Here is a 22,922-nt window from a genome sequence, read left to right on the forward strand (position 1 = left end):
GATTCGATCGCCACTCTAAACCAATGGTGGATGCGGACAACCGCACAGTTGCCTATGCTGGCGGATTGACTCCACCAGGACCCACCATGCGTCAACGCCTGCTTGTCCTCGCCCTGATCGCCGGCCTGAGCGCCTGCCAGCAGCAGCCCGCATCGCCGAGCGCCGGCACCACCCCGCCCGTCGGCACGCACGACGCGCAGACCCCGGATGCGCGCTTTGCCGCGCTCTCCAAGCAGGCCCTGGACACCTGGATGCAGCTGTCGCCGGTCACCGCCACCCAGACCGGCGATCACCGTTTCGATACGCAGATCGACGATCTCAGCACCGCCGGGCGCCAGCGCAGCCTGGAGGCAGGCAAGAAGCTGCTGACCGAGCTGGAGGCGATCGACATCGCCAAGCTGTCGCGCGAGAACCAGGTCGATGCAGCGATCTTGCGTAACCAGTTGCAATCGGAAATATGGAATACCGAGGTCCTGCAGAGCTGGGCCTGGGACCCGCAGGTCTACAACGGCCTGGCCGGTAGCGCGTTGTACGGTCTGATGGCGCGCGAGTTCGCGCCGCTGCCCGAGCGCCTGGCGTCGGCCACGCAGCGCATGGAAAAAATCCCGAGCATCTTCGCCCAGGCGCGCGAGAACCTGGACCCGGCGCGCGTGCCCAAGATCCACGCCGAGACGGTGGCCAAGCAGAACAAGGGCATCTTGAGCATTGTCGATACCTTCATCGCGCCCAACATCGGCCAGCTCGGCCCGATCGAAGCGGCGCGCGCGCAGGCGGCCATCGACAACCTGCGCAAGGCGGTGACCGAGCAGCAGACCTGGCTGGACACCGTGCTGGTGCCCAATGCCAAGGGGGACTTCCGTGTCGGTGCGGAAAAGTACGATCAAAAGCTGAAATTCGCGCTGCTGTCGTCGCTGTCGCGCGCCGACATCAAACAGCGTGCGGAGTCCGAGCTCAAACGCGTGCGTAGCGAGATGTACGGCATTGCGCGCACCGTGTTCAAGGACAGACCGGGAGCACCGAAGCTGCCCGCCTCGCCGACCGACGATCAGCAACAGGCTGCGATCGAAGCTGCGCTGGAACTTGCCTACGCCGACAAGCCCGCGCGCGACAAGGTGGTGGACGAAGCCAAGGCAGCGCTGACGCAGTCCACCAACTTCGTGCGTCAGAAAGATTTGATGACGCTGCCGGATTCGCCGGTGGACATCATCCTGATGCCGGAATTCCAGCGTGGCGTGGCGGTGGCGTATTGCGATTCGCCCGGCCCGCTCGACAAGAATCTCAAGACCTTCTACGCGGTGTCGCCGATTCCCGACGACTGGAACGACAAGCAGGTCGATTCGTTCCTGCGCGAATACAACACCCGCATGATCCATCTGCTCAGCATCCATGAGGGCACGCCGGGCCATTACCTGGAAGGCTGGCACTCGGCCAAGTTCCCCTCCACGCTGCGCGCGGTGCTGCGCTCGGGCATGTTCGCCGAAGGCTGGGCGGTGTACACCGAGCGCATGATGCAGGAACAGGGCTACCTGGATAACGACCCGCTGTTCCACCTGGTGCAGCTCAAGTTCTACCTGCGCACCATTGCCAACGCCATCCTCGACCAGGGCGTGCATGTGGACGGCTGGGACCGGGATAAGGCGATGCACCTGATGACCCACGACACCTTCCAGCAGGAAAGCGAAGCCTCGGGCAAGTGGGTGCGTGCGCAGCTGTCGTCGGCGCAACTGCCGACCTACTTCGTCGGCGTGCAGGAACATCTGGATACGCGCAAGGCGATGCAGGACAAGCTGGGCAAGGACTTCAACCTGAAGGCCTACCACGACAAGATGCTGTCCTACGGCGCCCCGCCGGTGCGCTTTGCACGCGAGCTGATGCTGGATCAGCCGATTAAGTAAGCACTCCGTTCTCCCCTCGGGAGAGGGGCTTGCTCCAACAGACGGATGAAGCGCTGACTACCTCCCTTCTCCCGCATGCGGGAGAAGGTGCCCGCAGGGGCGGATGAGGGCACGAGCGAAGCTCGATGTAGTCAACCTTGCAGAAGACTTCACTCCCCTCACCCCAACCCCTCTCCCGCACGCGGGAGAGGGGCTAGATCTCGATGTTACGACTCCCGCGTGCGACCTCCCTTCTCTCGCACCGTGTACTGGAGCATCGTTCCCCTCACTCATCCGCCGCAACAAACCCGCCGGTCTGCCGCGCCCACAAGCGTGCATACAGCCCACCCTGTGCGATCAGCTGCGCATGCGTGCCGGTTTCGACGATGCGGCCGGCGTCCATCACCACCAGTCGATCCATGCGCGCAATGGTGGACAGCCGGTGCGCGATGGCAATGACGGTCTTGTTGCCCATCAATGCGTCGAGGCTGTCCTGGATCGCCGCTTCCACTTCCGAATCCAGCGCCGAGGTGGCTTCGTCCAGAATCAGGATCGGCGCATCTTTCAACAGCACGCGCGCAATGGCGATGCGCTGGCGCTGACCGCCGGAGAGTTTGACGCCGCGCTCGCCCACATGCGCATCGAAGCCGTGGCGGCCTTCGCCATCGACCAGGGCATCGATAAAGCTCTCCGCGCGTGCCTTGCGCACGGCTTCGAGAATCTGCGCGTCGCTGGCCTGCGGCCGGCCGTACAGCAGGTTGTCGCGGATCGAACGATGCAGCAGCGAGGTGTCCTGCGTCACCAGACCGATCTGCCCGCGCAGGCTTTCCTGCGTGACCTGCGCGATGTCCTGCCCGTCGATCAAAATACGCCCCTGCTCCAGGTCGTATAGCCGCAGCAGCACGTTGACCAGCGTCGATTTGCCCGCACCGGAAGGGCCTACCAGGCCGATCTTTTCGCCCGCGCGTACCTGCAGATCCAACCCGGCGATCACCCCGCCGCGCTTGCCGTAGTGGAAATGGACCTGGTCGAACTGCACCTGGCCCTGAGTGACCCGCAGCGGTACCGCATCCGGCGCGTCCTGCACGGTCAGCGGTTGGGCGATGGTCTGCATGCCGTCCTGCACGCTGCCGATGTCTTCGAAGATGCCGTTGACCGTCCACATGATCCAGCCGGACATGTTGTGGATGCGGATCACCAGACCGGTCGCCAGCGTGATCGCGCCGACGCTGATCTGCCCACGGTTCCACAGCCACAGCGACAATGCGCAGGTGCCCACGATCAGGAACCCGTTGGCCACCGCGATGGCAGTATCCATGGCGGTGGTCACCCGTGTCTGCCCGCGGTGCTTGACCGCCAGCTCATCGAGCGCGTCGTGCACATAGGCTTCTTCGCGGCCTGCATGGGCGAATAACTTGAGCGTGGAAATATTGGTATAGCCATCGACGATGCGCCCGGTGGCCTTGGAACGCGCGTCCGATGCCACCCAGGCACGCGCCTTCATGCGCGGCACGAAGAACGCCATCAACGCGACATACACCACCAGCCAGATCAGCAGCGGTGCCATCAGCCACGGGTCGGCCTGCGCAAACAACCACAAGGCACTGCCGGTATAGACCACGATGTACCAGAGCGCATCGACCATCTGCACCGCCGATTCGCGCAACGAGGTGCCCGTCTGCATCACGCGGTTGGCGATGCGGCCGGCAAAGTCGTTGTTGAAAAAGCCCAGGCTCTGGCGCACCACGTAGTTGTGCATCAACCAGCGCGAGCGGTTGCTCAGGCCCGGCACGATCGCCTGATTGACCAGCAGGTTATGCAGCCCGGTGAACAGCGGCCGCGCCACCAGCGTGATCGCTGCCATCCATAGCAACTCGCCCGCATGACGACGGAAGAAGTCCGGTCCCGGTCGCTCGGCCAGCATATCCACGATGCGAGCGAGGAAGTCGAACATCGCCACTTCAACCAGCGCCAGCAGCAGCCCTGCGACCAGCGTGGCCAGCAGAATCGGCCATAACGGCCGCAGATAATGCAGATAAAACCGCCACACGCTGCGGGGCGGCATCTCCCGCTCGATGGGCGGAAAGATATCGATCAGGGACTCGAACCAGCGGAACATTGCACGCACTTCGCGAATACCGGGCGGTCAGGCTAGCCGATCGGGCGTCAAGCCGCAGTGCGGTGATGCGGCAAGTTCCGCCTGGGAGGTCGCGCTGCGGGTGCCCAGTGCTGCTGTGGATGCAGCGGCGCCGGCACTGCATGGCGCAGCCGTCTCAGCACCTGCGTTTAGAGCGGCTAACAAATCTAGCGAGCAATCGTCAGATGGGTGCGGGCGGCGCGCTCAGAATCGGAGTGGACGCGTGGTCCATGCCGCACCGAGCACCGGGCACCGGCCGCGCCCGCCCGACGGCGAGCACGGTCGTTTTGTTCGCTGCTATCAGTCGCGAACGCGCGCAAGCAGCCGGTTGATCTCGACCAGATCGAAGTGCCCCGGATCGAAACGCCCACCGAGCGTGGCCAGTTCCTGCACATGCTGCGGGTGATCCGGGTCGGCGATGATCTGCAGAAATTCCTGGTAGTCGTCGATCCCGCCGCGGCTTTCCGGTGGGCAGGCATTAGCGCCATCGATGCAGCGTGCCACGCGCAGGCCGGCATCCGGCGGCAAGACGGCCTGCACCTGCACGGTGTGCTGCCAGCCGGCGCCGGCCCCATAGAAATAGCCAAATGCCTCGAGCTCGCCCAGCGCGCTTTCCAGCGTGACCCGCGCGGCATGCTTGAGCCGCGGGCGATCGGGCACATCCAGCCCGGACTCGCCATAGCGCCCGCCGCCAACATCGAATTCGTACGGGTGCGCACCGCTCCAGCCCATCACCGGCTGCAGCACGCGGTGCAAGGTCGCCAGCCGCACGGCGCCGGCCACCAGCACGCTGCGCCACACCAGCGGCGCACTGCCCGCCAACGCGATCTGCAACTGATAGATCGGCACCGGGACCTGCACCGCCTGCTGGGCGGCCTTCTTTTTTGCCTTGGTCATGACGACTCGATGACTGATATCTGACGCCAGTATGGCGGCGGTGGCATGCTCGCCTCAATGCGCATGCACTGCGACTGCGCCAGCACCTGAGCCGACATCGCTCCATCCTGGTCAAGCAGGTGCGTTCATTCGGAGCATGCAGCGCACGGCGCGGTGCGCTCGCGCGCGCTGTGCAACAGACAATGCACAGCCTTCAAACGTCAGGCTTGCCCGCACGGCCAAGCAACCGACAAGCGCTGCCTCTCACCAGCAGCGCAGCTGCCCCGCCAGCGCAGCAGCTGCCGGCGTTCAGCGTTGTTGCAGGCTCGGCACCACGTCGGTCACGTTGGCGTGGCGACGCATGATCCAGTTGAACAGCGGCGTGGCCATCAGCGTGGACAGGATCGCCATCAGCACCAGCACCGAGAACAGGCCCTGCTCGATCACCCCGGCCTGTAAACCGATATTGATGATGATCAGCTCCATCAGGCCGCGTGCATTCATCAGCGAGCCGATCGCCATCGCGTCGCGGTTATTTTCGCCGGTGGCGCGCGCCGCAGCCCAGCAGGCCACGCCCTTGCCGATGAATGATGCGGCCAGGATGGCGACGCCGGCCAGCATGATCTGCGGCTGCAGCAACACGCTGAGCTGAGTTTTCAGGCCCGAATAGGTGAAGAACAACGGCAGCAGCAACACCACCACAAACGGCTGCATCATCTCGCGCAGCTTCTCGGTCAATGCGCCCCTGGGCAGGCACACGCCCAGCAGGAAGCCACCGAACACGGCATGGATACCGATCGCATCCATCGCCCAGGCGCTGAGGCAGAACAGCATCAGCACGATCGCCAGCATGCTGTTGCTGAGCGGCTGATCCGGCACGACATGATCGGCCAGGCGACGCAGCAGATGCCGGCCGACAAACAGCATGAACAGCGCATAGGCGACGCCGCCGCCGATGGCCAGGTACGCACTGCCCCAGCTGCCGCCGAAGCTGGCCAGCACCACCGCCAGAATGCACCACGCCGCCGCATCGTCGAACGCACCGGCGGTCAACGCCAACGTGCCCAACGGGCTATTGGTCAGGCCGCGCTCGTGGATGATGCGCGCCAGCATCGGGAATGCGGTGATCGCAATGGCCGCGCCCAGGAACAGCGAGGCTTCCATGAGCTTGGCCTTTTCCGAGAACAGGCCTTCCACATTGAGCAACCATGGGCACATCGCAAACGCCAGCGCAAACGGTACTGCGATACCGGCCAGCGACACGCTCATCGCGCTGCGATAGCGCGCACGGAAGTGATCGCCGCGAAAGTCGGTACCGACCAGAAACATGTACAGGCCAACGCCAAACTGCGCGAACACGTACAGCACGTCCATGGTCTGCTTGGGGAACAACGCTGCCTGCGCACCCGGCGCCAGCAGGCCGAACAGCGACGGCCCCAGCATCACGCCGGCGATCATCTCGCCAACCACCTGCGGCTGCCCGATACGCTTGGCCAGCATGCCGACCAACCGACAGACCAGCAGGATCGCTGCAGCCTGCAGAAAAAAATACACCGACATCTGCGCAGTGGTCATGCGTATGGGGACATCCCTGAGAAGTGCGCGGATCATAGCGAGCCGCGCTGGTGGGCGGTAGCGCTGAGGCTGCCGAGCGCGGCTGTTGCAGCATCGGCAGGCACTTCAGCGGTGCTGGATGGACACGGCCACCCTCATTGATTGCCGGCTCATTGATTGCCGGGTGGCCCGCAGCACAGCGGATGCGCTGGCGCCGCCCTCAGACACGCGTCACCGCGATGCAGGCGATGCCGCCGACACCGGGGTCAGCACCAGATCCTGAAAATCGAAACTGAAATCGGTCAACGGCGAGATCGCTTCCATGCGCATCTCGCGCACCGCACCGTCCGCAGTCAGCGAAAAGTTGACGAAGGCATCGGCGTTCAAGGAACGGTCGTCCCAGCGCACGATGAAGCTGTCGTGCTGCCAGTGCTCCAGCGTGCCGATCAACTGCGCCGTCTTGGCGAACTGCAGCCGCAGCCGCTTACCGTCCTGGCGGATCACCACATCGCCGTACCACGGGTCGCGATAGGTGGCCGCATAACCGCGCAGCGGCAACGACGGCGTCGAGCGTGCGGTACGTGCATCCTGATGCCTCTTCCAGCTGGTGTCGGCATCCATGTCCGCCTTGGCCACGGCCTTGGCGTACGCATCGGTCCAGTCGGTGGGCGGCACCTGCAAGAACGCATCCAGCACCTGCAGCGTCACCGCGTTGAACGCCGCACCCACTTCCTGATTGGTCAGCACCACCACACCCAGGTGCTGGTCGGGCACCAGGGTCAGGCGCGACACCATGCCGGGCCAGCCGCCGGTATGCCAGACTAGCCGGTGGCCGCGATAGTCGCTCAGGCTCCAGCCTTCGCCATAGCCGGCGAAATTGGGCCGCATGCCAGCCAGGTCGGGCACCGATGGCTCGGCAATGGCGATGGGTGTGATCATCGACCACATCTCCTGTTGCCGCTTGGCACTGAACAACGGCGTGCCGTCCGGCAACACCCCACCGGCCAGCTGTACCTGCATCCACAACGCCATGTCGTGCGCACTGGAATAGATGCCGCCGGCACCGGAATTGTTCGACCAGGTCAGCGGTGCCACCGTGCGCAGCTCGGTGAAGTCGTACTTGGCATGCCCCACCGCCGCGTTGTCGCCAGGCTGCAGATGGTCGGCGTTGAAGCGCGTGCCACGCATGCCCACCGGAGCGAAGATCCGCTGCTGCAAGAACGCGGCATAGGACTGCCCGGAGACCTGCTCGATCACCTGCTGCGCGACGGCGTACAAGATATTGTCGTACGCGTAACGGTCACGAAACCCGCCTTTCAACGGCACCTTGGCCAGGCGCTGCACGACTTCGTCGGTGCTGTAGCTGGTGGTCGGCCAAAACAACAGATCCCCAGCTCCCAGGCTCAGCCCGCTGCGGTGGGCAAGCAGGTCGCGCACGCGCATCTCGCCGCTGACATAGGGGTCGGACATCCGAAACCACGGCAGGTGGTCGATGACCTTGTCGTCGAGCGACAGCTTGCCCTCGTCGGCCAGGATCGACAGCGACGCGGCAGTGAACGCCTTGGTATTGGAGGCGATCGCAAACAATGTGTCTGCCTGCACCGGCTCGGGTTTGCCGATTTCGCGCACGCCATAGCCGCGCTCCAGCACCACCTGACCATCCTTGACGATGGCCACCGCAATGCCGGGCACATCGAACTGCTTGCGCACGCGTTCCATCTGCGCATCGAACTGCTGCAAGCCGGCCGGTAGCTCGGCCGCGTGCGTCGTTGTCACCAGGGTTGCCAGCATCAGCACGCCTCCCGTCAGCCATCGGTTCAAGGTCACTGTCACGCTCTACTTGTTGTCGATCAGATTGCGCCGCCTGCACCGTCCAGCGGCAGCGGTGTCACCAGCACGCCGTTGGTGTCGGCGTACAACCAATGACCGGGCACGAACGGAACGCCGGCAAAGTTCACCGGCACATCCACATCGCCCAGATCGCGCCGCTCGGTGCGCCGTGGGCAGGCGGCCAGTGCCAGAACGCCCAGCGGCAGCGTGGCCAGGATCTCGACATCGCGTACGCAGCCGTGGATGAGCACGCCGGCCCAACCATGAGCCACCGCCTGCGCCGCGATCTGGTCGCCCAGCAGCGCATGTTTCAGCGAGCCCTGGCCGTCCACCACCAGCACCCGCCCCTCGCCCGGCGTGGCGGCCAGCTCGCGCACGCGCGAGTTGTCTTCGAAACAGCGCACTGTCGCAATCGACCCGCAGAACACGCTGCGCCCGCCAAAGTGGCGTAACAACGGCTCGGCAACGGTCACCTCGGGAAAACGGTCACACAGATCGGGCGTGGTCCAGGTCATCGGTGCGGTCTCGAGCGGCTGAACCGGCATGGTAGCCGGCTGCGGCGGGGTCCGGGTGTCGGTCGATGTCGTCTTGGCGCTGACAGCTGGGCGGCCCGTCGCCTGCCGGCATCGGTGCAGAGACCGAGCCGACATCGCCAGCAGGCGGCTTCGCTGTCACGTCCCATCCAATCCCGGTACGCGACGCTATAGCCTCGTGACCGCCGCCGGGCGCCCGGCCCAACGCGGCACCCAATCGTGCCCACCTTAGCGAGCGAGTATTCCTGTGATGACTGATCTGTTCGCTTCCACGCCGCCCGCCCTGGACGGCATCCATGTCGGTATCGGCAGCTGGGTGTATGCGCCGTGGCGCGCAGGCATGTTCTATCCCGAGGGTCTGGTGCAGCGGCGCGAGCTGGAATACGCCAGCCGCCAGGTCACCGCCATCGAAATCAACGGCACCTATTACGGCGCGCAAAAACCGGCAACCTATGCGAAATGGCGCGATGACGTGCCGCCTGGCTTCGTGTTTTCTGCCAAGGCGCCGCGACGCATTACCCAATCCCGCACACTGGCGGGCACCAAAGCGCAAGTGGACGACTTCGTCGGCGGCATTGTCGAGCTCGGCGATACCCTGGGGCCGCTGGTGTGGCAATTCGAGCAAGGGCATCGGCTGCAGGCCGACGACCTGGAAGCCTTTTTGACGTTGCTGCCCAAACACGTAGGCAAGCGCAGCCTGCGGCATGTGCTCGAAGTTCGCGACCACGCGGCGGTGGATGCGTCGCTGCTCGCGCTGGTGCGCCGCCACGGCGTGGCCACCGTCTTCGCCGATTCGGACGAACATCCCTCCTTTGCCGATCTGTCCACCGACTTCGTTTACGCGCGTCTGATGCGTAGCCAGGCACGGCTGCATGCCGGTTATCCGGCGCCGGCATTGAAACAGTGGGCCGAGCGCATCCACGCCTGGCGACGCGGCGACGACCCTGCCGATCTGCCGCATGTCGACGCCACCTCACCGGTGGTCCGCACGCCGCGCGAGGTGTTCGTGTTTTTCATCAGTGCGGCGAAGGAGCGCAATCCGGCGGCGGCGATGGCCTTGTTGAAAGAGCTGTCTGCTGGATGACGTGTTGCTGGCAGCGGCGTCCGCTGGCCAGCTGGCTGGAGTAGACCGTACCCCAACCCCTCTCCCGCAGGAGAGGGGCTTAGAGCAGCAGACAAGATGACTTTGCAGCCGCCAGGCGAGCGTGGTTGATGCTTGATGCGGTATGTACCACGCATACACTGCGGTTCTGACCGCGCCGTCCCTACCCACCTGACGACTGCTCGCCAGGTGGTGTCAGCCGCTCCAATACGGCTCATTGCACGGCGCCGATCTGCGGCTTTTCGGCGACAATGGCGCATGCCCACGACCGACCTGCGCAAGGCGCAACTGCAAATTCATTTCTGCGTGCTGCTTTGGGGCATCACCGCGATTCTGGGCAAGTTGATCACGCTGCAGGCGTTGCCGCTGGTGTGGTGGCGCATGTTGATCGTAGTGGTGGCCTTGGCCTTGTGGCCGCGGGTGTGGCGCGGCCTGCGCGGCCTGTCCGCGCGCGTGGTGCTGGGCTATTGCGGCATCGGCGCGTTGGTGGCGCTGCACTGGCTGACCTTCTATGGCGCGATCAAGCTGGCCAACGCGTCGGTGGCAGCCACCTGCATCGCCTTGGCGCCGGTGTTCACTGCCGTGATCGAGCCCTGGGTGACGCAGCGGCCATTCCGCCCGCGCGAGTTGCTGTTCGGCCTTGCCGTGTTGCCGGGAGTGGCGCTGGTGGTCGGCGGCGTGCCCGATGGCATGCGTGCAGGGGTGGTGGTCGGCGCGATTTCGGCCGTGTTCGTCGGGCTGTTCGGCTCTCTCAACAAACGCATGGTGGCGCATGCCGACCCGCTCACCGTCACTGCACTGGAACTGGGTGCCGGCACGCTGACCTTGACCGTGCTGGCACCGGCCATGCCGCTGCTGCTGCCATCGTTGCATGGCGATCTGTTGATGCTTCCCAGCCTGCACGATGGCGTGTTGCTGCTCGTCCTGTCGCTGGCCTGCACCCTGCTGCCGTTTGCGCTGGCACTGGTCGCGCTGCGTCATCTCAGCGCGTACTCGGTGCAGCTGGTGACCAATCTGGAGCCGGTCTACGCCATCGTGCTGGCCATCGCCCTGCTGGGCGAACAACGCGAGCTCACCCTGCAGTTCTATCTTGGCGTGGCGATCATTCTCGGCGCGGTGTTTCTGCATCCGGTGCTGGAACGCCGGCGCAAGGTGGTGCACCCGGAGTTACTGGGCACCGCCGAAGCCAAGAACATCGTCGACTGAGTGAGTGATACGACATCCAGCGACACGGCGTTGGCCGACAGCGACCGCAGTGTCGCGTAACACCCGAGACCGACGCTTCGCAGCGAACGCGTGAGCGGCCGACGCTTATCGACGATGACGATGACCGAGCCCACAAGGTGCCAAGCGCAGCGTTTGGTCAGCTATTCGCAGCCGGCGGGCCGCACGCGAACGCCCATACCGACTGCAGCGGAAGCACCGGATGGCGACCACTGCGCCTGCCATCCGGCAGCGCAGCCGGCCGGCCGGTTTACCACTCGGTGCGCTGCGGCAGCAGGCCGCGCAGTTCCGCATCGCTGAGGTTGCGCCACTGCCCAGGCTTGAGCGCGGCAAGCTTGATGTTGTCGATGCGCACCCGCCGCAGTTGCGTGACCCGGTAGCCGAATTCGGCGGCCATCAGGCGAATCTGCCGGTTCAAGCCTTGCTCCAGCACGATGCGGAAGCCGAACTTGGCGATGCGCGCGGTGCGGCACGGCAAGGTGGTTTCGTTGTGGATGCGCACACCACGCGCCATGCCACGCAAGAATTCGTCGGTGACCGCCTTGTTGACCGCCACCAGATACTCTTTTTGGTGGCGGTTTTCCGCGCGCAGGATCTCGTTGACGATGTTGCCGTTGCTGGTCATCAGGATCAGCCCTTCGGACTCCTTGTCCAGGCGGCCGATCGGGAAGATGCGCTGCTCGTGGCCGACGAATTCGACGATGTTGCCCTTGACCGAACTCTCGGTGGTGCAAGTGATGCCTACCGGCTTGTTGAGCGCGATATAGACATGCTTGCGTCCACCGGGCTTCTTGGCCTCGCGTGCGCGCAGCGGCTGGCCATCCACCAGCACGGTGTCTTCCTCGCCCACCACCGCGCCGGTGCCGGCGACCACGCCGTTGACGGTGACGCGGCGTTCGCCGATCAGGCGGTCGGCCTCGCGGCGCGAGCAGAAGCCGGTATCGGCGATATGTTTGTTGAGTCGGATTGTCATCTTCCAATTATCGGCGATTTACAGCCGGCAACGCACTCTGGCGCAGTCACGGCCCTGGCGCGGAGCGCTGCCGGCAGGCCCTACCCGGTCACCGCCAGCAATGGCTGTGGCGCGATCAGGTCTTGCAGCGGGCACGGGCGGTGCAGGCTGAAGCCCTGCACCTGGCCCACGCCGGCATCGCGCAGGCCGGGGATATCCGCCTCCGACTCCACCCCTTCGGCCACCACTTCGATGCCCAATGCCAGGCCGACCTGGGCGATGGAATGCACCGCGGCGCGGTCCACCGCGTCATGCGCGTAGTTGCGCACGAAGCCGCAATCGATCTTCAACACATCGACGGTGAACTGCTTGAGGTAGCCGAACGAGGCCAGCCCGCTACCGAAATCGTCCAACGCCACATGGCAGCCACGCGCACGCACGCTCTGCACGAAGCGCTGCGCATGTTCCAGATCGCCAATGACGGCGGTTTCGGTGATCTCCATGCACAGCTTGGACACCAGCGTGGGGTAGCGCTCGAACAAGGCGCAGACGAAATCGAGAAAATCCGGCTGCGCGATCGATTGCGCGGACAGATTGACGTGACACAGGTCCAGGGTCGCCACATGCAGCGGGTTGTCGGCCAATTGCGCGCACAAGGTTTCCAGCACATAGACATCGACCATGCGCCCGAGCCCGTAACGCTCCACTGCAGGCAGGAATTCGCCCGGACTCAGCACGCGTCCATCGCGCGCGCGCATGCGCACCAGCACTTCGTACTGCAGACGATCGGGGTCGCTCAGCACCTGGATCTTCTGCGCGTACAGCAGCAGCCGCTGTTCGGCGATGGCCTGCTGCACGGCGCTGATCCAGCCACCGTCATGCCGACGCCGCGCCAAGGCCAGATCGTTCTCGCCAAAACACCGAATCCGGTTGCGCCCTTCTTCCTTGGCCGCGTAACAGGCCAGATCGGCCGCGGTCATCAAGGCGTTGACATCGCTGGCGCCCTGGCGGATTTCCACCACGCCAAAGCTGCAACTCGGCGTCAGCGGCCGGCCGCCCTGATGGCTCCACGGCTGCCCCAACACGCCATGCATGCGCTCCAGCACTGCCTGCGCCTGCAGCAGATCGGTATTGGCCAGCAGGATCGCGAACTCGTCGCCTCCCAGCCGCCCCAGCCAGTCGCCCGGACGCAGCTGCATGGTGATGACATCGGCGAAGTGGCACAGGAACTTGTCGCCGACCGCATGCCCGAAGGTGTCGTTGACCAGTTTGAAGTGGTCCAGATCCACGAAGCACAGCGCATGGCACAGCTGCGGCGATTGCGGCGGCTCGATCAGATGCAGCAGGCGGCGCTCGATCTCGCGCCGGTTGATCAGGCCGGTCAAGGCGTCGTGGCGCGCGTGGAAGGCGACCTCGTCGGCCAGTTCGTGCGCGTGCGAGACATCTTCGATCACCGCCAGCACCAGCGTGGGTTCCTCCGGGCCCGGCTCCACCAGCGAGGCGCTCCAGCGGCCCCACATCACTTCGCCATCGGCACGCAGGAAGCGCAGCTCGCCGGACTGCATCAGCCGCGGCCAGTCGATCATGCCGCGGCTGTCCAGCACGATGTCGTCGGGATGTATCAGCTCTGCTAGCGTGGACGCCTGCAGCTCTTCCGGGCGGTAGCGCAGGATGGTGGCCATCGAGGCGTTGGCATCGAGCACGTGGCCGCGCAGATCGAACTTGACCATGCCCAGCGCGGCCTGCTGAAACGCGGTGCGAAAGCGGCCCTCGTGCGACAGCAGATAATCGCGGATGCGACGCATCGCCAGCACGCAGGTGATCAGCACCAAGAATAAGGTGGCCAGGCTGCAGGCCACCATCACGTCGTGCAGCAGGCGTGCGCAGCGGATCAGCTGCGCCTGGAACTGCCCCGCATCGCTGCGCATGCGGCCATCGAGCAGATGCAGGTCGTCGCGCAGCGCCTGCAGCGCGCGCGCATCCGGTGTACTGGCGGCCTGCACGGAGGCAGCACGGTCGGCCAGCGCACTCAGCTTCAACAGATCGGCATCGGTATGCTTCCACATCGCGATGGCATCGCCCAGATACGGAAAAACCTGGCCGTAGCGATACAGCCGGACCATTTGCGGCATGTCCTCGCGGGCATTGCGCCCGGCTGCGAGCCCGGCGTAAACCGCTGTCCAGGCAATCACCGGCTGTTCGACCGCCTCGCGTGCCGCACGATCGCCGAGCGGCACCTCCAGCGCGCGGCAGGCGGCCTGCAGATCGGACGGATCGCCGCTCGTCAGGTAGCGCTCCAGCCAGTACACCGACTCCTGCTGGGCATTGGACCAATGGCCCTGACCAACGATCCAGGCGGTGGCTCCGGATTGGATTTCGATCGCCAGTGCAGAGAGCACGGCCATGCCGACAGCCACGGCCATCAGCAGCGCCAGAGGGAGCGTCAGCCAGCCGCGCACCATGTGCATGGTCCGGCCACTGCGTGTACTGCGTGCTGCCTGCGCCATTGCCGTCCTCGTCCACCGCCACCCAATGCGAGTCAGGCGCCCAGTGGGCGCCTGAAGGCAGTAGCGGCCGTCATGGCCGAGTCTGTATGGCGGCGTCCGTTTGCCGGACGGCCGGCGGAAACGGTCAGCCTGGCTGACCATCCGCCGTCTGCGGCCCCTGTCGGGACACGCTTGCTTGCATTGCCAGGCTATGCCTTGAAAGGAATAGCGGAACTGACACCGGCTGCGTCCGCGCTTCGCTGCGCAGCCGATTGTCAGCGTGGCTTACTCGCCGCGCGGCTTGGGCGGGCCCTTGCGGTGCGGCGCGCCGGCGCGATCCATCGGACGCCCCGGGCCGTTCGGACGACCGGACGGCTTGCCACCACGCGGGAAGCGCGGCTTGGACGGCGACGCCGCCGCCTCGCCTTCTTCCAGCTTGCGCATGTTGAGCTGCTGGCCGGAGACCCAGACCTTCTTCAGGTGCGTCAGCAGCTCGCGCGGCATATCGGCCGGCAGATCCAGGATCGAATAATCGTCCTGGATATCGATCCGGCCGATATAGCGGCTTTCCAGACCGGCCTCGTTGGCGATGGCGCCGACGATGTTGGCCGGCTTCACGCCGTGGGTGTGGCCCACTTCGATGCGATAGCTCTCCATGCCGAACTCCGGCTCGCCACGCGGGGCCGGGTCACGGCGCGGACGCTCGCTACCGGCATCGTCGGCACGCGGCGGACGCGGTGCGCGCTCGCCATCGTTGGCACGCGGGCCACGCTCGAACTTGGGTTCGAAACGCGGACGCTCGCCACGGTCGCCGCGATCTCCACGGTCGGCACGCTCGGTGCGCTGCGGGGTGAACTCTTCGCGCGCGCCACGCACCGGCGGGGTCAGCAGGAACGGCGCATCGCCCTGCAGCAACTTGGCCATCGCCGCGGCGATCTCGATCGCCGGCACGTTGTTTTCGGCCTCGTAGCGCTGCAGCAGATCGCGGTACATGTCGATCTGGCCACTGGCCAGCGTCTCGGTGATGCGCGTCATGAAGCGCGCCACGCGGGTGTCGTTGACGGCATCCACGCTCGGCAGCTGCATTTCTTCGATCGGCTGACGGGTCGCGCGCTCGATCGAGCGCAGCATGCCCTTCTCGCGCGGGGTCACGAACAGAATGGCGTCGCCATTACGGCCGGCACGACCGGTACGGCCGATGCGGTGCACATAGCTTTCCGTGTCGTACGGGATGTCGTAATTGAGCACGTGGCTGACGCGCTCCACGTCCAGGCCGCGGGCGGCCACGTCGGTGGCGACCAGGATGTCGAGCTTGCCGTCCTTGAGCTGGGCAATGGTCTTTTCACGCGCGGCCTGCTGCATGTCGCCGTTGATGGCGGCCGCGGCCAGGCCACGGGCCTGCAGCTTCTGCGCCAGTTCTTCGGTACCGGCCTTGGTGCGCGCGAAGATGATCATGCCGTCGAACGGCTCGACCTCGAGGATGCGGGTCAGCGCGTCCAGCTTGTGCAGCCCGCTCACCCACCAGTAGCGCTGGCGGATGTTGGCCGAAGTGGTGGTCTTGGCCGCGATGGTGACTTCGGCCGGGTCCTTCAGATAGGTCTGCGCGATGCGGCGAATGGCCGGAGGCATGGTGGCCGAGAACAACGCCACCTGGCGCTTTTCCGGCAGCTTCTTCAGCACGGCTTCGACGTCGTCGATAAAGCCCATGCGCAGCATTTCGTCGGCTTCGTCCAGCACCAGCGTCTTGAGCTGGGACAGATCCAGGGTGCCGCGATCCAGGTGATCGATCACCCGGCCCGGGGTTCCCACCACCACATGCACGCCGCGCTTGAGCGCGCTCAGCTGCTGGGCATACGGCTGGCCGCCGTAGACGGGCAGCACGCGGAAGCCGGGGATGGCTTCGGCATATTTCTGGAAGGCTTCGGCGACCTGGATGGCCAGTTCGCGGGTCGGGGCCAGCACCAGCGCCTGCGGCTTGAGCTGATTCAGATCGGCGTTGGACAGCACCGGCAGCGCGAACGCGGCGGTCTTGCCGGTACCGGTCTGCGCCTGGCCGAGGACGTCGCGGCCGGCAAGCAGCGCGGGAATGGTGGCAGCCTGGATCGGCGACGGCGACTCGTAGCCAACGTTGGCAACGGCTTTCATCACAGCGTCCGAGAGGCCGAGGTCTGCAAACAGCAGCGGCGCGGAAGATTCTTGGGTCATGGGTAACTCCGGAGGCGCCGCACGGATCCGGCAGGCGCAAAGCAGCATAGTGTGCGCCCTTACCCCCCTTCGTGTCGAAGGGTTGTGACGTTTTGTTCAGGTTGTGAGGATTCGCCCGCCCCGGCGAATCATCCTGGCACGCGCTTCCCCACTCCCGCCATGCCTCGGAGCCATGCCCCTGGATACAGACCTGCAAATCGACGATGCCCAGGCCGGCCGCAGCATGACCGCCGCCCAGAGCCTGCTGGGGGAGATTGCGCGGTTGCGCCGCGAGTAGCCGCCCCCCCCATGCCGACGACCGCATCGCCCGCAAGGCGGCAGCGCGCTGCGGCTGCCTGCGCGCAGCCATGTGTCTGGTGCGGGCTTGCGCATGGTGGTGCCGGCCGCGGCTCCGGGCGGATAATCGGTTTCTTTTTGACCGAGCGCAGCATGCAATTCCTGGAATTCGACCTGGACGGCGAGTACATCGAACTCAACCAGTTACTCAAGCTAGCCGGTATTGCCGATAGCGGCGGCCAGGGCAAGGCCATCGTCGCCAGCGGCGCGGTCAGCGTCGATGGCGTGCAGGAGCTGCGCAAGACCGCGAAGATCCGCCCCGGTCAACTCGTGCAACTGGACGACGTGGAGATTCGCGTCATGGCCATGGACCCCGAGTCCGAGTCTGAGTCTGAGTCTGAGTCCGGCGAATCCGAGTCCGGCGAATGAGGGTGATCGAGATCGGCCAGCGCAATATCGCGCCGTCTTCCGAAGATCCGAAGCACGACGTCTACGTGTTCTCGATCGAACTCGGCGCGGCGCGCCCGTTCTGGCTGGAGCAATCCATCCATGGCGGCCATGCCGACCGTGGCGGCTGCATCATGCTGGCGTTGGACGAGCTGGACGGCTGGCGAGGCGACTGGCGCGTGCATCTGACCCATGCAGGGTGCGCCTGGACGATCCCGCTGCTGGAAGACGCCATGCGCAGTGGCGATACGCAGACAGCGATCGATGCGATCGTGGCGCGGGTGCCGAGCTGATGCCATCCAGTGCGGCGGAATGCTCGTATTGCCTGCCCGCTTGCACGCCCAGGCCCGTCTAAACAACGGCGGATGACGACATCCACCGATTGCATGCTGCGCACCTGCCACGACCGGTGCGCCCAAGCTGGAGCCAACGCGCGAGCCGGTGCTCGATCGGAATCAAGCGCGATGCACGCCACGCGTGCACGCGCCAGAACCGTAATGCCTTACCAACCCAGCAGCGCGCGTACCAGCTTGACGATGCCCCAGAACGACACCACCCAGATCGCGCTGCGCAGATAGGGGATGCCGGCCGCATAAACCGGCACGTAGGCCACCCGCGCCCACAGATACAACTGCACGCCCAAGGCGGTTTCCGCATTGGTGCGACCGGCCACGGTTACCGCCAGCACCGCGGCGGCAAAGATCGCAAAGGTTTCCAGATAGTTGCGAAACGCGCGATCCAGCCGTGCGGCCACGCCGGTCAACGGCTTGGCATCGCCATCGCGCGGACTGGCATTCCACTTGGTGCCGCGCTGGGCGGTCATGCTGGTTGATGCAGCCAGCAGCTGTACCAGGCCGAGCACCATGGCCCAGCCCAGCATCTGCAGTTCGATGGTCAGTTGCATGTCGGTCTCCCGGTGGGCTGCCGCATCACTTGGCCGCCGTGCGCAGGCTGTAGCCCGCAACGCGCCAGGTCTTGTCTTCGTCCAGCCGGAACGACACCAGCTCGCGCACCGGCTGCGGCGCGTTGGCAAACCGGGTCGGGAAGCTGACGTTGACGTACAACCCTTCGGGCACCTGTGCGCCGGGGCCGTATTTCACCCGCGTCACCGAGCCCTGGCCACGCCCGACCATCGCACCCAGACGCGTACGCTCGCCGGAGAGCTGGGCGACGAAGGCATCGCGCTTGACTGCAGTCTTGGCCACGCTGGACGCACCGTCCCACAGCGAGGCCGCCTTGTTGGCATCGACCATCTGCGCCACGCGCAAGGCGGCCTGGGTCATCTCCACGTCCTGTTTGGCAACCTGCGCCTGCTGGGCCGCGCTCAGCGCTGGCGCGGGCTGCCCCGCCGCCGGCTTTTGTGCCGCGGGCGCCGGCTGGGCAGTGGCCGCGCGGGAAGGCTGCGGTTGTTGAGCGAACGCCAGCGCTGGAGCCAACACCAACGCGACAAGCAAACGAGGACCAAGCATGGGACAGCACCTTGAACGGGTTGGAAAGAGATGGACCGCACACATTGCGGCGGGTAACGCAGTCTATGGCCGGACCTGCGCAACACAAGCGGCGCGCGATCGGGGGAGGAGCGGCTGACTGCATGATCCGGACGACACTGTCGCGTTGGCGTGTAACCGCGCCGTGGGGCCACCAGCAAAAGGCGGCTCGAACCTGCGCAGCCGGCGCCATCAACGCTGCACCCACCCGCAAGCAGAGGCGTTCGGCCTGGATCGAATCGCTAGAGCTCTCCGCCGGGAGCAGGCGGCACGGCGGCCACGCCGCGCGGGCGCCACAGGCGCCAGCTGACCCAGAACGCGCGCGCGATGGCCGCAACCAGCGCCGCCAGGCTCAGCCACATCCCCAGCGTGGCCGGCCATTGCGCATGCAGTGCGGTGGCGGCAACGCGCAGCAGCTCGGCCACGCCGAAGCCCACCAGCACCAGCAACGCCGATGGCAGATACGCCAGTACAACGCCCTTGGTCTTGCCTCGCATACTGCCCCCCGGCCCGGTTGTGATGGGGCGACGATAGGCAGCGCGCAGTGCGATACGCGTGAAACCTGCCCCGCGCTCAGCCCTCGGCGTGCGCGGGCGTCGACGGCTCCGACTCTGCAGCATCCGGCGCCGCGGCGGCGCTCGGTTCTGCCTGTGGTCGCTCTTCCGCTGCGGAACCGGTCTGCGTGTCGGCCGCCGGGGTTGCCGGCAGGGCGGCGGCATCGGTCTCGGCCAGCGGGCTTTCTTCCGGGCAGGCCGCATCCGGAAAACCGAAGCGCTGCTTCAGGGCCAGGCCACACGCGTTGACCGCATCCAGATCCGCGCCCTCGCCTTTGCACTTTTGATCGAACGCCACCAGAAACGCATCTTTGCGGCGCACAAACGCATCGCCGCATTTGCGCATCTGCCGGATGCGCTCCAGGTCGTCCTGCACGGCGTTGGTGCCGTCCAACCCGTACTCGCGCAGTTCTTCCATCGTCAGCAGCCGCAGGCTGCGGTTAGGCACGGTCATCATCAGATCGGCCACCGCCACCGCCACGCCGTTACGCTCCAGATAATCCTTGACGTTGCCGTAGACCTCGCGCAATTCGCGATTGAGTTCCGAACGCGACGTCGCCTTGGAGCTGATCCGCATCATCCGGTGGATGCCGACCTTGCCGGCCACCAGGCGGTTATCGCCGGCCGCCAGCACGAACACGCAGGCGCTGTGGCAGATCGAGCCCTCGCGCACCCAGATCGTCCAATTGGATTCGCCGATGGTGTCGCCGGCGCGGATCGCTGCCTCCACCTGCCCGCCGCTGGAATCCAGATCCAGAATGCGATGCGGCAACCGCAGTTGCTCGGCCACCGCCGCCAGGCGCCACACCAACGCGGCGAAACCGGCATTGATCTTGCCCGCATAGCGCACCCGCACCAACCCGGTCTCGCGGCACGGCGCCAGCGCCGCCTCCACGCTGGCCCGATCCAGTGCCGGCAACAGCGTGCCGTCGCCGGCCTCCTTGCTGTAATCGGTGGCGCAACTGATCCACGCCTGGCCCGCCTCAAGCGCTGCTGCCGGCCACCCGGCCTCGCCCGCCTGCGCGCGCGGGCGGGGCGGTGGCGCCACCGGCTCGGGCGTATCCACCGACACCATGTGGTCGCCATCGCCCGCCTGCCCTGCATTGTTTTGCTGCGCCGCCCCGGCATCGGCAGACGTCGCGCTGCGTTCGCACGCCACCAGCAAGAGCAGACACGCAACTGACAGGCAAAGCGATTTGAGCATGATGGGGATTGTGAGCGCGACGGATTCACCGTCAGTCTATGGCTGAATGGGCCACGGGTTTGACCCGACGGTGAACACGCCGCCCTGCAGCAGCCCTGTCCGAAAACGGCCAGCCGCGGCGGAAGCCAGGGCATAGACTGGCGCCATGCAGACGTTGACGCCCGATCGAATCCAATGCGACCGCGCCCGGCTGGCGCGCGATGCGCGCTTCGACGGACTGTTTTTCACTGCGGTGCGCAGCACCGGCATTTACTGCCGGCCGGTGTGTCCGGCACCGGCGCCCAAGCCAAGCAATGTCAGTTATTACCCGAGCGCGGCGGCAGCCAGTGCGGCCGGCTACCGGCCGTGTCTGCGCTGTCGTCCGGAGCTGTCGCCGCAGGCGCAGCAACATCTGGGCGAAGAAAGCGTGCAGCGTGCGCTGGCGATGATTGCCGAAGGCCTGCTGCATGAGCAGCCGGTGCAGACGCTGGCCGATGCGGTGGGGGTGAGTGCGCGGCAGCTGCAACGACAGTTCGTGCAGCAGCTTGGCGCCACCCCGATCCAGGTGCACGGCACGCACCGGTTACTGCTTGCCAAGCAGTTGCTCACCGAAACCGCGTTACCTGTCACCCAGGTCGCACTCGCCGCCGGCTTCAACAGCCTGCGGCGTTTCAACGCTGCGTTTCTGCAGGGCTGCGGCATGCCGCCGTCCGCGCTACGCAAGCAGCGCACCGAAGTACCAGGCGGCCAATTGTGTCTGCGTCTGGGGTATCGCCCGCCGCTGGATTGGGCGGCGATGCTGGGCTTTTTGCAGCGCCGCGCGATTCCGGGGATCGAGCAGGTCGATGCCAGCGGTTACCGGCGCGTGATCGGCACGCCTGGAAACGCCAGCTTGATCGAGGTGACCGCCGCGCCGCAGCGGGCCGAGCTGCTGCTGTACATCGGGGCGACCGACCCGCGCCAGATTCCGCAGATCGTGCGTCGCGTGCGCCGCTTATTCGATCTGGATGCGGACCTGCAGGCCGTCCATGCCACGCTTGAATCCGAACCGCGCTTGGCCGAGGCGATCCAGCGCCGGCCCGGCCTGCGCGTACCGGGGGGATGGGATGGTTTTGAAGTGGCGGTGCGCGCGGTGCTGGGCCAGCAGATCAGCGTGGCCGGTGCCGCAACGCTGGCGGCGCGGTTGGTGGACCGCCACGGCGGCCATCATGCCGATATGCCGCCTGGGCTGGACCGCAGTTTCCCCACGCCCGAACAGCTGGCCGACGCGCCACTGGAACAGCTCGGGCTACCACGCGCACGTGCGGCCACGCTACGCGCACTGGCATCGGCCTGCGCACAAGGCCGGCTGCATTTCGGCGCCGGCCAGCGCCTGCCGGACTTCGTTGCCGCCTGCACCGCGCTGCCCGGGATCGGGCCTTGGACAGCGCATTACATCGCGATGCGCGCGCTCTCGCATCCGGATGCGTTTCCGGCCGGCGATCTGATCCTGCAGCAGGTTCTGGGCGCGCCGGAACGTTTAAGCGAACGGGCCACCGAGGCACGTTCGCAGGCATGGCGCCCATGGCGCGCGTATGCCGTGTTGCACCTGTGGCATCTCGCCGTCGATCGCAAGGACACCCGCCCATGAACACGCTGTACTACGACACCTTTCCCTCGCCGATCGGCGCGCTCACCGTGGCCGCCGATTCCACCGCCGTGCACCATATCCTGTTCGCACAGAACCGCTACGACGCGCCCGGACGTGCGCGTTGGGCGCGTGACCCCGATGCCGCACTGGTGCGCGAAGCGCGCGAGCAATTGCTGGATTATCTGCATGGCGGGCGACGCAGTTTCGATCTGCCGCTGGCACCAACAGGCACCCCATTTCAGTTGCAGGTCTGGCACACGTTGGCGCAGATTCCGTTCGGCCAGACCTGGAGTTACGCGCAGCTCGCGCAGGCGGTAGGCCGCCCCGCCGCCAGCCGCGCGGTGGGTGCCGCCAACGGCCGCAATCCGTTGCCGATCGTGCTGCCCTGCCACCGTGTGATCGGCGCCAACGGCAGCCTGACCGGCTTCGGCGGCGGCCTGCCGACCAAGCAGGCGTTATTGCAACTGGAAGGCTGGTCGCCGCACCAGAACGCGCGTGCTGACGATCTGTTCGGCGACCAGCGCGCACCCCAGGCACCCTGACTTCGCGAGGTCATCGCTGCGCCGTAAACT

General features: G+C 65.9%; 19 protein-coding genes and 2 other RNA genes. 8 read left to right on the forward strand and 13 right to left on the reverse strand.

What is annotated here, in order from left to right; genetic code table 11:
• Nucleotides 1-86 precede the first annotated feature (86 nt).
• Entirely contained in the window at nucleotides 87-1,895 is a 1,809-nt protein-coding gene (locus tag ACCQ06_RS15195; RefSeq protein WP_316686950.1) for a DUF885 domain-containing protein, read from the forward strand.
• 265 nt (nucleotides 1,896-2,160) lie between these two features.
• Here ACCQ06_RS15195 and ACCQ06_RS15200 read toward each other — a convergent pair whose 3' ends face one another.
• The 6 genes from ACCQ06_RS15200 to rraA all read right to left on the reverse strand — a co-directional run bounded on the left by ACCQ06_RS15200 (nucleotide 2,161) and on the right by rraA (nucleotide 8,786).
• Nucleotides 2,161-3,993 (reverse strand): ABC transporter ATP-binding protein, encoded by a 1,833-nt coding sequence (locus ACCQ06_RS15200; RefSeq protein WP_104616471.1) that lies wholly within the window; start codon nucleotides 3,991-3,993, stop codon nucleotides 2,161-2,163.
• 174 nt (nucleotides 3,994-4,167) lie between these two features.
• A non-coding RNA gene (locus tag ACCQ06_RS15205) (sX9 sRNA) lies at nucleotides 4,168-4,243 on the reverse strand.
• Between the two features lie 68 nt (nucleotides 4,244-4,311).
• Nucleotides 4,312-4,908: a plasmid pRiA4b ORF-3 family protein gene (locus ACCQ06_RS15210; protein ID WP_316686952.1), complete on the reverse strand. Its 597-nt coding sequence runs from the start codon at nucleotides 4,906-4,908 to the stop codon at nucleotides 4,312-4,314.
• 288 nt (nucleotides 4,909-5,196) lie between these two features.
• Complete coding sequence (locus tag ACCQ06_RS15215) at nucleotides 5,197-6,462, reverse strand: cation:proton antiporter (RefSeq protein ID WP_228323102.1); 1,266 nt, start codon at nucleotides 6,460-6,462, stop codon at nucleotides 5,197-5,199.
• 210 nt (nucleotides 6,463-6,672) lie between these two features.
• A complete protein-coding gene (locus tag ACCQ06_RS15220; protein ID WP_316692614.1) occupies nucleotides 6,673-8,268 on the reverse strand; it encodes a serine hydrolase in 1,596 nt (531 codons plus the stop codon).
• A 23-nt stretch (nucleotides 8,269-8,291) separates the two neighbouring features.
• The gene (gene rraA / locus ACCQ06_RS15225; RefSeq protein ID WP_104616517.1) at nucleotides 8,292-8,786 is read right to left on the reverse strand and encodes a ribonuclease E activity regulator RraA; all 495 of its coding nucleotides are present in this window, start codon (nucleotides 8,784-8,786) and stop codon (nucleotides 8,292-8,294) included.
• 268 nt (nucleotides 8,787-9,054) lie between these two features.
• On the opposite strand from rraA, the gene ACCQ06_RS15230 reads away from it, so the two are divergent.
• From ACCQ06_RS15230 to ACCQ06_RS15240, 3 genes are all read left to right on the forward strand, one after another.
• Complete coding sequence (locus ACCQ06_RS15230) at nucleotides 9,055-9,888, forward strand: DUF72 domain-containing protein (protein WP_228323104.1); 834 nt, start codon at nucleotides 9,055-9,057, stop codon at nucleotides 9,886-9,888.
• 142 nt (nucleotides 9,889-10,030) lie between these two features.
• Nucleotides 10,031-10,107, forward strand: a non-coding RNA gene (locus ACCQ06_RS15235) — sX9 sRNA.
• Between the two features lie 57 nt (nucleotides 10,108-10,164).
• Nucleotides 10,165-11,112, forward strand: coding sequence for a DMT family transporter (locus ACCQ06_RS15240; protein ID WP_104617128.1), 948 nt, complete (start codon nucleotides 10,165-10,167; stop codon nucleotides 11,110-11,112).
• A gap of 268 nt (nucleotides 11,113-11,380) precedes the next feature.
• Here the strand turns inward: ACCQ06_RS15240 and ACCQ06_RS15245 are convergent, their stop codons facing one another.
• The 3 genes from ACCQ06_RS15245 to ACCQ06_RS15255 form a co-directional block, all read right to left on the reverse strand.
• Nucleotides 11,381-12,103, reverse strand: coding sequence for a pseudouridine synthase (locus ACCQ06_RS15245; RefSeq protein ID WP_104617127.1), 723 nt, complete (start codon nucleotides 12,101-12,103; stop codon nucleotides 11,381-11,383).
• A gap of 80 nt (nucleotides 12,104-12,183) precedes the next feature.
• The gene (locus ACCQ06_RS15250; RefSeq protein WP_316686958.1) at nucleotides 12,184-14,589 is read right to left on the reverse strand and encodes a putative bifunctional diguanylate cyclase/phosphodiesterase; all 2,406 of its coding nucleotides are present in this window, start codon (nucleotides 14,587-14,589) and stop codon (nucleotides 12,184-12,186) included.
• A gap of 264 nt (nucleotides 14,590-14,853) precedes the next feature.
• A complete protein-coding gene (locus ACCQ06_RS15255) occupies nucleotides 14,854-16,773 on the reverse strand; it encodes a DEAD/DEAH box helicase (protein ID WP_316686959.1) in 1,920 nt (639 codons plus the stop codon).
• Nucleotides 16,774-17,202: 429 nt separating this feature from the next.
• On the opposite strand from ACCQ06_RS15255, the gene ACCQ06_RS15260 reads away from it, so the two are divergent.
• Entirely contained in the window at nucleotides 17,203-17,478 is a 276-nt protein-coding gene (locus ACCQ06_RS15260) for an RNA-binding S4 domain-containing protein (protein ID WP_228323109.1), read from the forward strand.
• Nucleotides 17,475-17,789, forward strand: a complete 315-nt coding sequence (locus tag ACCQ06_RS15265; protein WP_316686964.1) for a hypothetical protein — start codon at nucleotides 17,475-17,477, stop codon at nucleotides 17,787-17,789. The genes ACCQ06_RS15260 and ACCQ06_RS15265 overlap by 4 nt, the downstream gene beginning before the upstream one ends.
• 209 nt (nucleotides 17,790-17,998) lie before the next feature.
• Here ACCQ06_RS15265 and ACCQ06_RS15270 read toward each other — a convergent pair whose 3' ends face one another.
• The 4 genes from ACCQ06_RS15270 to ACCQ06_RS15285 form a co-directional block, all read right to left on the reverse strand.
• Nucleotides 17,999-18,400: an MAPEG family protein gene (locus tag ACCQ06_RS15270; RefSeq protein ID WP_316686965.1), complete on the reverse strand. Its 402-nt coding sequence runs from the start codon at nucleotides 18,398-18,400 to the stop codon at nucleotides 17,999-18,001.
• 25 nt (nucleotides 18,401-18,425) lie between these two features.
• Complete coding sequence (locus ACCQ06_RS15275; RefSeq protein ID WP_316686967.1) at nucleotides 18,426-18,965, reverse strand: DUF4019 domain-containing protein; 540 nt, start codon at nucleotides 18,963-18,965, stop codon at nucleotides 18,426-18,428.
• A gap of 260 nt (nucleotides 18,966-19,225) precedes the next feature.
• A complete protein-coding gene (locus ACCQ06_RS15280) occupies nucleotides 19,226-19,480 on the reverse strand; it encodes a hypothetical protein (RefSeq protein WP_055849871.1) in 255 nt (84 codons plus the stop codon).
• 76 nt (nucleotides 19,481-19,556) lie between these two features.
• Nucleotides 19,557-20,741: a COG3904 family protein gene (locus tag ACCQ06_RS15285; RefSeq protein ID WP_316686970.1), complete on the reverse strand. Its 1,185-nt coding sequence runs from the start codon at nucleotides 20,739-20,741 to the stop codon at nucleotides 19,557-19,559.
• Between the two features lie 145 nt (nucleotides 20,742-20,886).
• Between ACCQ06_RS15285 and ACCQ06_RS15290 the strand changes: the two genes are divergently transcribed.
• Nucleotides 20,887-22,350, forward strand: coding sequence for an AlkA N-terminal domain-containing protein (locus ACCQ06_RS15290; RefSeq protein WP_316686973.1), 1,464 nt, complete (start codon nucleotides 20,887-20,889; stop codon nucleotides 22,348-22,350).
• Nucleotides 22,347-22,892 (forward strand): methylated-DNA--[protein]-cysteine S-methyltransferase, encoded by a 546-nt coding sequence (locus tag ACCQ06_RS15295; RefSeq protein ID WP_316686976.1) that lies wholly within the window; start codon nucleotides 22,347-22,349, stop codon nucleotides 22,890-22,892. Before ACCQ06_RS15290 ends, ACCQ06_RS15295 begins: the two co-directional genes overlap by 4 nt.
• The last annotated feature ends 30 nt before the right edge of the window (nucleotides 22,893-22,922 follow it).

It is taken from the genome of Xanthomonas sp. NCPPB 4467 (assembly GCF_041475665.2).
Classification (GTDB): Bacteria; Pseudomonadota; Gammaproteobacteria; order Xanthomonadales; family Xanthomonadaceae; genus Xanthomonas; species Xanthomonas dyei.